Genomic DNA, 9,998 nt, shown 5'->3' with positions numbered 1-9,998 from the left:
GCGGTGGCGGCCGGGGCGGCTCTCAAGGCCGCGGAAGGGTGGCTGGAGCGCTCGCGGGAGGGCGACGCGGATCCGTCCTGGCTGGGCTTCTACTCGTACGACAGGTTCGCGGCGGACGCCGCCGAGTGCTACCGCGATCTGAAGGCGCCGCGCCAGGTACGCCGCTTCACGGAGCAGGCGCTCTCCCGGCCGACGGAGGAGTTCGTACGCTCGCACGGACTGCGCCTGGTGGTGAGCGCCGTCGCCGAACTGGAGTCGGGCAATCTCGACGCGGCGTGCGCGGCGGGCACCCGGGCGGTGGAGGTGGCGGGCCGGATCTCCTCGGCGCGTACGACCGAGTACGTACGGGATCTGCTGCACCGCCTGGAGCCGTACGGGGACGAGCCCCGGGTGGTGGAGCTGCGGGAGCGCGCGAGGCCGTTGCTGGTGGCACCGGCGTAGGGCCGCCGACAATGCGCGCGCGAGGCCGGGAACCCGGCCCTGTCACAGCCGGAACCGGAAGCCCGTCCCGCCCGTGGACCCGGCCGCCGGCGGCACCTCGTGCCGGTCTGCCGTACCGGTCTGTCGATTCGTGGTTTAAGCGCGTTGTCGGCGGGCCAGTGCACTATCGGGGTGGGAGGTGGCGCACGCGATGAGCGGACGCGTGGGATTCGACTGCGAAGTGCTGGTGGTCGGCGGCGGGATCGTCGGCCTGTCGACGGCGTACGCGATCACACGCGCCGCGCCGGGCACGCGCGTGGTGGTGCTGGAGAAGGAGCCGGGCCCCGGGCGCCATCAGACGGCCCACAACAGCGGGGTGATCCACAGCGGTGTCTACTACCGCCCCGGCTCGCTCAAGGCGCGGTACGCGGTGCGCGGCTCCGCCGAGCTGGTCAAGTTCTGCGCCGAGTACGGCATCGCGCACGAGGTCACCGGCAAGCTGATCGTCGCGACGGAGCGGGACGAGCTGCCCCGGCTGCACGCCCTGGTCCAGCGCGGCAGGGAGAACGGCATCCCGGTGCGGGAGCTGGGCCCCGCCCAGATCACCGAGTACGAACCGCAGGTGCGCGGCCTCGCGGCGATCCATGTCGGCACCACCGGCGTCTGCGACTTCCAGGCGGTCGCCGAACAGCTCGCCGAGTCCGCGGGCGCGACGGGCGCCTCCGTGCGGTACGACGCCGAGGTCACGGCCGTCGACCGCCGCCCCTGGGGTGTCGCGGTCCGTACGGCGGCCGGGGACGTGGTCAGGGCGCGCGTCCTGGTGAACTGCGCGGGGCTCCAGTGCGACCAGGTGGCACGGCTCGCGGGCGACGACCCCGGGATGCGGATCGTGCCCTTCCGCGGTGAGTACTACGAGCTGGCCAGGCCCGGTCTGGTCCGGGGGCTGGTCTATCCGGTGCCGGACCCGGCGTTCCCGTTCCTGGGCGTGCATCTGACACGCGGCATCGACGGAGCCGTCCACGTCGGACCGAACGCGGTCCCCGCGCTGGCCCGCGAGGGCTACACCTGGCGGACCGTACGGCCCGCCGAGCTGGCCGGCACCCTCGGCTGGCCCGGCTCGTGGCGCACGGCACGCAAGCACTGGCGGTACGGCGCGGGCGAGCTGCACCGCTCGCTCTCGAAGCGCGCCTTCGCGACGGCCGTCCGCAGACTGCTCCCCGCGGTCAGGGACGCGGATCTGCGCCCGGCGACGGCCGGTGTACGGGCCCAGGCGGTGCTGCGGGACGGCACGCTGGCCGATGACTTCCTGATCCGGGAACGCCCGCGTACGGTCCATGTCCTCAACGCCCCCTCACCCGCGGCGACGGCTTCACTGCCGATCGGCCGGGAGGTGGCGAGGCGGGCGCTGGCGATGCTGGGCGAGGGCTGAGGCGCGCGGATCGCGAGAGGACGAGGGCGCCACGGAGCTCGGACGGCGGCTCGCAGTTCCGCACCGCGACCAGCCGGTCCGCCCTCTTCGACCGGCCTCCCCGCCCACCGCATCAGGTCAGTCGCGGGGCGACCTCGGCCGTGATCCACTCCATCGCCCTTCCGACATGCTCAGCCGCGACAGGCAGCCACAGGGTGCAAGCGGTGAGCCCTGCCTCGGCGAGCCGCCCGAGGTCGTCGGCGACGCTCGCCGCGGTGGGCGCGGCGCCGCCGAGTGGTCGTCCCGGTGGCGGAACCACCGCGGGGATACCGGGCGGGGTGAGGAACGCGGCCGAGGCGAGCGTCAGGCGGCCGGCGTTCCCCGTATCGCCGGCGAGGTCATGCAGGCGTCGCCGGACGTCACTGACCTCCGCGGCGTCGGCGCCGGTGCCGTACCAGCCGTCGCCGAACCGCAGCACACGGCGCAGGGCGGCGTCGCTGTGGCCGCCGACCCACACGGGCGGACCGCCGACGGTGAACGGGGGCACTCCCAGGCGCGCCTCGCGCAGTGTCGTGAACGGCCCGTCGAAGTCCGCGGGTCGTCGGGTCCACAGGGCCTTGGCCGCGGCGAGGTGGTCATCGGTACGCGCACCGCGTTCACGGGCGGGCACGCCGACCGCGGTGAACTCGTCAGGGTTCCATCCGGTGCCCACGCCCAGGATCAGACGGCCGCCGGACACCACGTCCAGGGTGGCGGCCTGGTTGGCGAGTACCAGCGCGGGATAGTACGGAGCGACGAGTACGGACGTCAGCAGCCGCAGGCGCGTCGTCGTCCCCGCGACGGCCGACAGCAGAACAAGCGGGTCCGTGTCGAGGCCGAAACCGCTCTCCAGGAGGCGGTTGCCGACCGCGACGTGATCGAAGCCCAGTTCTTCCGCGTGGCGTGCGGCGCGGAGCACGCTCGCTCCGTCGTCCAGCGGCCAGCGCGGCTGGAGGGAGACGCCGAGGCGCAGCAGGGGCATGCGGGTGCCTTTCGGTGGCAGTCCGGTGGGCGACACGACGATCACCCGACCGCCCCGTCACCACACCCAACCCGCACGCCGCCCCGATTTCATCCCGGCAAGGGGCAGCAGATCACCATCGCTCCACGTGGTACTCCCCGGCTGACGCGGCGAACTCCACACCCGGCGGACCCTCCCCGCCGGAGCGCTTCGGCCGAGCCGCCGGTTCTTGCGCAGGGCGGCGAAGAGCCCCACCGCTCCAAAGGCGTAACGCTTGAGGAAGGGCAGGGCTCAGCGCTGAGGCGCGCGGATCACGCGTCGAGGGTACGGACGAACCCGTCGGCCTTGACGCCCGCCACGAACGAGGCGAACGCGGCGGTGCGGCCTTGCTCACAGCTTCCGGACCATGACGGCATACAGCGGGGAGTCGCCGGAGGGCTTTGCCTCGCCTGCCTTGCTGTAGTCCCAACGCTCGTACAACGCCTGAACTCTGGGGTGTCCGGTATCCACCGTGAGCGTGACCATGTCGGCCGCCACCGGTCCGAGCAGCGCGTCGTGGATCTGCCGCGCACGTCCGGTACCACGCCATCGGGGAACCACCATGAGTTCGGACAGCGCGAACACGGAGCCCCTGAGGCCGCAAGGACGCCGGTGCCCCTTCCACCAGCCACCCGGCTTGAACATCGAGCCGTACGCGTAGCCCACCGGACCGCCCTCCTCCCAGCCGGAAACGCACTGCCAGTCCTCCCGCGAGGACCACAGGTCAACGAAGTGGGAGAAGCGCTCACGCGAGTGGAACGGGTCCGGATCGCCGGCATACGCCTCGTCGTGGATGTCCAGCAGCAGCGAACGCACGTCCCGCGCGTCCGCGTGCGTGTAGCGCTTCAGATCCATCGCGCGGACTCCTCGATCCACTCGACGACTTCAGGCGCCTTCGAGCCCGGGGCTACGAGCATCTTGCGCGTGGCGGTGAGAAGCCCCGCCGCTCTGAGGAGGAACGGCGGGGCTCAGTGCCGGGGCGCACAGATCACGCGTCGAAGGTACGGACGAACCCGCCGGCCTTGACGCCCGCCACGAACGAGGCGAACGCGGCGGCGGGGACGTTCAGAACGGGGCCGCTCGGGTCCTTGGAATCACGGACGGGAACCACGCCGGTAGCGGACGCGTACGCGGGGGCCCACTCGACGCAAGTGCCGCCGTTGCCGCTGTAGGAGGACTTGACCCAACGGGGGGAATCGTTCGTCATGGAGTGCCCTTTCACGCGCCGAAGCCGCGAACGAACTCGCTGGCCTTGACGCCCTCAATGAACGAGGCGAACGCACCAGCGGAGACATTCAGAACCGGACCGCCCGGGTCCTTGGAATCACGGACGGGAACCACGCCGGTAGCCGACGCGTACGCGGGGGCCCACTCGACGCAAGTGCCGCCGTTGTCGCTGTAGGAGGACTTGACCCAACGGAGTTCGGTCGTGGTCGTGGTTGTCACGGAGTGCCCTTTCGTACCTTATTGATCATCTCAACCGATGCCGCTTGCGACAGCGATACCGCTTGTAGTTGATGGTAGGCCGTCAACATGCTCCGGACGTATACGAGTTCGCGCTCCAGGTGTCCGTGCGTCTGGGACTCCACATACGAGACAACGGAGTAATCCGACAGGGTGAGCAGGTTGACCGGTCGATTAAACGTCCTGCGCTCCCCTATCTCGTACGGGGCAATATGCAGCGCGGTGTTGGGGAGCTCGGCGAACTCGACCAACCGATCAAGCTGAGCCGCCATGACCTCGGGTCCGCCCACCGGCCTGCGGATGCAGCTCTCATCCATGACCACCAGGACCATGGGAGGACGGGACCGTACCAGCGCGGCCTGCCGCTCGACCAGGAACGAAGCACGCTCATCTGCCTGTTCGCGCGTGATGGCGCCCCGATGTACGGCGCTGTCCACCAGCACCTGCGCGTACTCCAGGGTTTGAAGAAGCCCCGGAATGATCCCGACCTCGAACAACCTGATCTCTACCGCTCGGCCCTCAAGTCCGACGTACTCAGGGAAGCCTTCCAGCAGCGAACCGTGCCGCATCTCGGCCCACTCGCGTTCGAACGAGTCGGCCGTACCGACCGTCCCAAAGGCGAGATCGAGCTTGCGCGAGAGCGGGAGGGTCGGCGGTTTGCGAGCAGTTTCAAGGGCGGAAATATGCTGGCTGGAATATTCCGTACGCCCGGCTAAGTCTTCTTGATTCCAGCCGCGATCCTCCCGCAACTTGCGCACACGGGCGCCGTACGCAGCTCGTGGACTGCTCTCAGGGTTCAACTCCCGGCGATTGACCATGCGTTACTGGCCCTTCCTTCGCTCCTGATTACTTGAAGGGATTTCGACTATAGGCCACTCTGAGTGCCCCCGGTAGCCGTTTCGCTACGGAGAGGAGTCGAACCTTGCCCTGGAAGCAGCGCACTCCCCTCAAGTCCCGCAGCGGCGCAGCCGAGTTGGCCGAGAACGAAAAGGGCAGACGGAGGGCGTGTGACATGTACGGGAACCGCAGGCCGGAGTCAACGAGCAGCACTGTGGTGCTGCGGTGGAGCCGGGATCCGAGGTGTGTGGCTCTGGCGCGGCTGGAGTTGCGTAAGGCGCTTGCCGGTTGGGGGCTGTCGGAGCTGGAGGACTCGGCGGTCCTGATCGTGTCCGAACTGCTCAGCAACGCCGGACTGCACGCCAGGGTGACGCCGGAGCAGATCATCGAGACGCGTTATTTCCGCAGTACGGGGGGTCTGCGGATCGAGGTGCACGACGGTTCGCCGGTCCGGCCGCAGCCGCGTACACCGGATCCGGAGGCGACGGACGGGCGCGGGCTGCTCCTGGTCGACGCGCTGGCGGACGAGTGGGGTGTGGCCGACCGGGCAGGGCCGGGGAAGATGATCTGGGCGGCGCTGTCCGTACCGAGGGCCTCGGCGGACGGGGGGCCGGGGCGTGGCTGACCTGTCGGCGGCAGAGGGCGACCGGCCTCCGTTCGGCGCGGCGCGGCCGGATGTCGTCCCGTACATCTCCTGCTGGTCCTCCGAACACCGCCCGCCGGGGCTGGTCGTGACCAGGGGCGCGGGCATCGCGTACGACGACGAGGGACCGTACGAGCGCGACGACCTGGGCGTGCTGTGGAAACGGATCGGGTACAGCCCGGGCAAGGGGCGTCCGGAGTTCGGGAAGGTGCACTTCCTGCGCCAGCGGCGGGCCATGCGGAAACTGCTGTGCCAGATCTGCGGCGGGCCGTCCGACCGCGGCCCCGAGGGAACGCTGTGGCTGGTCGGCGAGGACGCGGAGGATCCGGAACTCCGGAAGCCGGGGTACGTCACCACGCACCCGCCGCTGTGCGTGCCGTGCGCGGTGACCTCGGTCGGGGTGTGCCCGCACTTGCGGACGAGGTATCTGGCACTGCGGGTACGGACGTTCGCGCTGACGGGGGTGCACGGGGCGCTGTACCGGCCGGACGGACTGTTCCCGGTGGCGTACTCCGCGGAGGGCGCGTCCTTCGGGAGCCGGCGGCTCTCCTGGGTCCTGGCGACTCAATTGGTCATGGAATTCGGGGAGTTCACGGTCGTGGACCTGGACGCCGAACACGCGGCCCACCGGAAGCGGACCGAGGCGCGGCACAGAATCTTCGGCGAAGGCCCGACCCGGGCCCCCAGGTAGCCGGAGGAGCGGCCCACCGGGAACGCCAACGGCGAGCCGACCGCGCGACTCGCGTCCTCGACGGGTCCTGGCAAGTTCCGGCAAGTCCCTCGCTCCGCAGCGCGGCCACGGGGCAAGCTCTGGCACACCATCGTTATCGGTGTTCGAGGAGGACATCATGGCCCTGATCAAGCTCGGGAAAGACCCGGAGAGTCCCAGCGGCGGCTCGCCCACGATCTACCTCGACGATGCGCGGGACAACTACCTCGTGCAGGGGTGGAAGGTGGAGGACGCCGAGCGCCTGGAACAGATGGACATCCCCGGCCACGAGTCGGTGGTGGAGATCCCCCGGCGCGTGGTCCGGTTCTTCCTGGAGATGGAGCAGAGCGCCGAGGACACCGGCCCGGAGGTGAAGAGGGATGACGAGAACCCTGGCGTTCGATGAGCTGTTCCGCGGCTGCCGCAGGACAGCCGTCCATCTGGAGATGCGGGACGCCTACATGAAGTCGGACCCGGCCTTCGTCGACTGGAGAGCCGGTAAGACCCTCGACCCCGCCGTACGCTGGGCCGACTGGCACGCCGTCGTCACGGAGGCGACCGCACGAGGTGTCGCGGTTCGCCGGGCACGCATCGTGTCGACGCCGGTCAGCGAGTACATCCGCTTCGAGCACGCGGTAACGGACGGGCTGAACATCGCCGCGGGGGAAGACGTGCGCTGGCTCTCGCGCCGCCGAGCGACGGACGTCGCACTCCCGGGTAACGACTTCTGGCTGTTCGACTCCAGCCTCGTTCTCCTCAATCACTTCGACGGCGAGGGCGAGAACATGGAGACGGAGCTCACGGAGGACCCTGAGGTGGCGAAGCTCTGTGAGTCGGCCTTCGAGGCCGTGTGGAAGCGGGCGACGCCCCATGCAGAGTTCGAGTTGTCCTGACAGGCCGGACAGCGCCGTCGCGACGCCATGACATCGCCGTCTTCGAGCGTTCAGGAAGCCCGCAAGGCTCTCGGGAAACGCGACGGGCGCGGGTCAGGGCGAAGCTTCGGCGAGGGACACTGGCAGACAGGCGGGAGCGGCGCGGTAGGTGCGGCGTGGGGGGTGCCCGTGCGCTCCGTAGAATCGGTGCGTTGCAGCCGAGTGTGAGAAGACCGGGATGACTGAGATGGCCGAGGCGACCGAGTCCGTCGGGCGCGGCACGACCCACGGGAACGGCGGCGTCGGGGCAGCCGAGCGGGCCGGGGCGCGCATGATGAGCCGGATGTTTCCCGACGGCACCGGGCCCGCCGCCGATCCCGCGGGCTCGCACTTCGAGCGGCGCATCCGCAGCTTCCAGCCGCGCCGCAGCCGTGTCACCACGGGCCAGGCCGACGCGCTGCGCCGGCTGTGGCCCGTCTGGGGCCTGGACATCGACGGCCGGCGGGTGCTGGATCCGTACGAGCTGTTCGGCGGGCTGCCGGTCGTCCTGGAGATCGGCTTCGGGATGGGCGAGGCCACCGCGCGCATGGCCGCGGACGACCCGGGCACCGGGATACTCGCGGTCGACGTGCACACGCCGGGCCAGGGGAATCTTCTGCGGCTCGCGGAGGAGAACGGGCTCTCCAACGTCCGGGTGGCCAACGGCGACGCGATCATCCTGCTCAGGGAGATGCTGCCGCCCGAGTCCCTCGACGGACTGCGGGTCTACTTCCCCGATCCCTGGCCCAAGAAGCGCCATCACAAGCGGCGGCTGATCCAGCCGGAGTTCCTCACGCTGACGGCGAGCCGGCTGAGGCCCGGGGCCCTGCTGCACTGCGCGACCGACTGGGAGCCGTACGCCGAGCAGATGCTCGCGGAGCTGACGGCCCACCCGGGCTTCGAGAACACGCGGCCGGACGGCGGATACGCGCCACGGCCCGCGTTCCGGCCGCTGACCCGGTTCGAGGGCCAGGGGCTCGACAAGGGGCATGTCGTCCGTGATCTGCTGTTCCGGCGCGTGCCGGAGCTGCCCGATCTGCCGAAGCTGCCCGATCTGCCGGAAACACCGGATCCGGCGGGGCGGCCGGAGCAGCCGTCCGCCTGATGCCTCCGGCCCCGGGATCGGCCCGTAACCGGTGGTAGCGGCACAGGCACCATCGCCGGTGTCAGTGCCTCTCGTTAGGGTCGTCGGGTGTCCGAACCCTCTGAGCGGCGCCCCGATCCGGGCCCGGCGATCCCCGTCCACGAGCTGCGGTCCCAGCTCGTCGAGCGGTGGACCGCCGGGCCGGAGCCTGCCCGCGGGCGCTATCGCCCGCGTCGCGCCTTCTGGCGTCACCGGGCGGTGCGCGCGGGAGCGGTGATCACGCTGCTCGCCCTCTGCGGCCTGGTGATCCTGGCGCTCGTGCGGGACCAGACCGGCACCGAGGGGTTTCTGGTCGGCCTCGGGCTCGCCGTCCTGCCCGTTCCGCTCCTGATCGCGGCCTTCCGATGGCTGGACCGCGTCGATCCCGGGCCCTGGGGGAATCTGCTGTTCTCGTTCGCCTGGGGCGCCTTCGCCGCCGCCCTGGTCGCGATCATCGCCAACACCTTCGCGACCCGGTGGATAGCCATCGCCACCGCCGATCCGGCGGGCGCGGAGTCCCTGGGCACCACGGTGATAGCGCCGGTCGTGGAGGAGAGCGCCAAGGCCGCGGCGATCCTGCTGCTCTTCCTGTTCCGCAGACGGGACTTCACCGGGCTGGTCGACGGGGTCGTGTTCGCGGGCTTCACCGCCACCGGCTTCGCCTTCACCGAGAACATCCTCTATCTCGGCAGCGCCTTCGGCGAGGACCGCAGCGCGGACAGCGCGGGCCTGCCGTCCATCACGGCGGCGACCTTCTTCGTCCGGGTGGTGCTGTCGCCGTTCGCGCACCCGCTCTTCACCGTGCTCACGGGCATAGGCTTCGGACTCGCCGCGGCGGCGGCCCGCCACCAGAGGATCCGCCGGTTCGTCCTCCCGCCGCTCGGCCTGGCGCCGGCGATGGGTATGCACGCGCTGTGGAACGGCTCGACGTCGATCTTCGGCCCGTTCGGCTTCTACCTGGTGTACGCGGTGTTCATGGTGCCGGTCTTCGGGCTGCTGACCTGGCTGGCGATCTGGAGCAGACAGCGCGAGCTGCGTACGGTCTCGGCCGAGCTGCCCGCGTACGCGGCGGCGGGCTGGCTGCCGGTGTCCGCGCCCGAGGCGCTCTCCTCGATGCGGGCGCGGACGGTGGCGCGCGACTTCGCGGCCCGTACGTACGGCTCTCAGGCGTCCCGGTCGGTGGGTGAGTACGAGGCGTTCGCGACGTCCCTGGCGTTCCTGCGCCACGAGGCGCGGCGCGGCGGGGCCGGCCCGGACTTCGTGGAGCGCGAGCAGGAGCTGCTGCACCATCTGTGGCAGCGCAGGGAGACGGCCGGGCCCGCGCTGACGTATGCCGCGCGGGCCACGGGCCGGGTGCCGGTGCCGCCGCCGTACATCGACTACGACGGCTACAACCCGTACCGCCAGTGATGACGGCCGTACGACGGCCGTCATCACTGGCGGT

Annotated in this window: 13 protein-coding genes; 8 read left to right on the top strand and 5 right to left on the bottom strand. The window is 70.6% G+C overall.

Annotated features, from left to right (window positions below):
* Both BFF77_RS28245 and lhgO read left to right on the top strand, forming a co-directional pair.
* The coding region (locus BFF77_RS28245; protein WP_483855217.1) for an NsdA family TPR-like regulatory protein at positions 1–441 on the top strand (441 nt) is incomplete at its 5' end.
* A gap of 190 nt (positions 442–631) precedes the next feature.
* The gene (gene lhgO, locus BFF77_RS28240) at positions 632–1,849 is read left to right on the top strand and encodes an L-2-hydroxyglutarate oxidase (RefSeq protein ID WP_066955333.1); all 1,218 of its coding nucleotides are present in this window, start codon (positions 632–634) and stop codon (positions 1,847–1,849) included.
* 112 nt (positions 1,850–1,961) lie between these two features.
* Here lhgO and BFF77_RS28235 read toward each other — a convergent pair whose 3' ends face one another.
* The 5 genes from BFF77_RS28235 to BFF77_RS28215 all read right to left on the bottom strand — a co-directional run bounded on the left by BFF77_RS28235 (position 1,962) and on the right by BFF77_RS28215 (position 5,149).
* Positions 1,962–2,849, bottom strand: a complete 888-nt coding sequence (locus BFF77_RS28235) for a TIGR03619 family F420-dependent LLM class oxidoreductase (RefSeq protein ID WP_107422270.1) — start codon at positions 2,847–2,849, stop codon at positions 1,962–1,964.
* A 369-nt stretch (positions 2,850–3,218) separates the two neighbouring features.
* Positions 3,219–3,722: a GNAT family N-acetyltransferase gene (locus BFF77_RS28230; protein WP_066955330.1), complete on the bottom strand. Its 504-nt coding sequence runs from the start codon at positions 3,720–3,722 to the stop codon at positions 3,219–3,221.
* A gap of 133 nt (positions 3,723–3,855) precedes the next feature.
* Positions 3,856–4,074, bottom strand: a complete 219-nt coding sequence (locus tag BFF77_RS28225) for a DUF397 domain-containing protein (RefSeq protein WP_066955327.1) — start codon at positions 4,072–4,074, stop codon at positions 3,856–3,858.
* 11 nt (positions 4,075–4,085) lie between these two features.
* Positions 4,086–4,313, bottom strand: coding sequence for a DUF397 domain-containing protein (locus tag BFF77_RS28220; protein ID WP_066955324.1), 228 nt, complete (start codon positions 4,311–4,313; stop codon positions 4,086–4,088).
* Complete coding sequence (locus BFF77_RS28215; protein WP_066955320.1) at positions 4,310–5,149, bottom strand: helix-turn-helix domain-containing protein; 840 nt, start codon at positions 5,147–5,149, stop codon at positions 4,310–4,312. The genes BFF77_RS28220 and BFF77_RS28215 overlap by 4 nt, the downstream gene beginning before the upstream one ends.
* 266 nt (positions 5,150–5,415) lie before the next feature.
* Between BFF77_RS28215 and BFF77_RS28210 the strand changes: the two genes are divergently transcribed.
* The 6 genes from BFF77_RS28210 to BFF77_RS28185 all read left to right on the top strand — a co-directional run bounded on the left by BFF77_RS28210 (position 5,416) and on the right by BFF77_RS28185 (position 9,964).
* The gene (locus BFF77_RS28210; protein WP_245703736.1) at positions 5,416–5,793 is read left to right on the top strand and encodes an ATP-binding protein; all 378 of its coding nucleotides are present in this window, start codon (positions 5,416–5,418) and stop codon (positions 5,791–5,793) included.
* Complete coding sequence (locus BFF77_RS28205; protein WP_066955314.1) at positions 5,786–6,502, top strand: hypothetical protein; 717 nt, start codon at positions 5,786–5,788, stop codon at positions 6,500–6,502. The genes BFF77_RS28210 and BFF77_RS28205 overlap by 8 nt, the downstream gene beginning before the upstream one ends.
* A 157-nt stretch (positions 6,503–6,659) precedes the next feature.
* Positions 6,660–6,926: a hypothetical protein gene (locus BFF77_RS28200; protein ID WP_066955313.1), complete on the top strand. Its 267-nt coding sequence runs from the start codon at positions 6,660–6,662 to the stop codon at positions 6,924–6,926.
* Positions 6,901–7,413 (top strand): DUF6879 family protein, encoded by a 513-nt coding sequence (locus tag BFF77_RS28195; protein WP_211280330.1) that lies wholly within the window; start codon positions 6,901–6,903, stop codon positions 7,411–7,413. Before BFF77_RS28200 ends, BFF77_RS28195 begins: the two co-directional genes overlap by 26 nt.
* A 310-nt stretch (positions 7,414–7,723) precedes the next feature.
* Positions 7,724–8,536 (top strand): tRNA (guanosine(46)-N7)-methyltransferase TrmB, encoded by an 813-nt coding sequence (gene trmB, locus BFF77_RS28190; protein ID WP_245703738.1) that lies wholly within the window; start codon positions 7,724–7,726, stop codon positions 8,534–8,536.
* Positions 8,537–8,623: 87 nt separating this feature from the next.
* Positions 8,624–9,964 carry a PrsW family intramembrane metalloprotease gene (locus BFF77_RS28185; protein ID WP_079125562.1) on the top strand — a complete coding sequence of 447 codons (1,341 nt, stop codon included), beginning with the start codon at positions 8,624–8,626 and terminating at the stop codon, positions 9,962–9,964.
* The last annotated feature ends 34 nt before the right edge of the window (positions 9,965–9,998 follow it).

It is taken from the genome of Streptomyces lushanensis (assembly GCF_001700515.1).
Classification (GTDB): Bacteria; Actinomycetota; Actinomycetes; order Streptomycetales; family Streptomycetaceae; genus Streptomyces; species Streptomyces lushanensis.
This window is presented reverse-complemented; position numbering and strand designations above follow the sequence as displayed.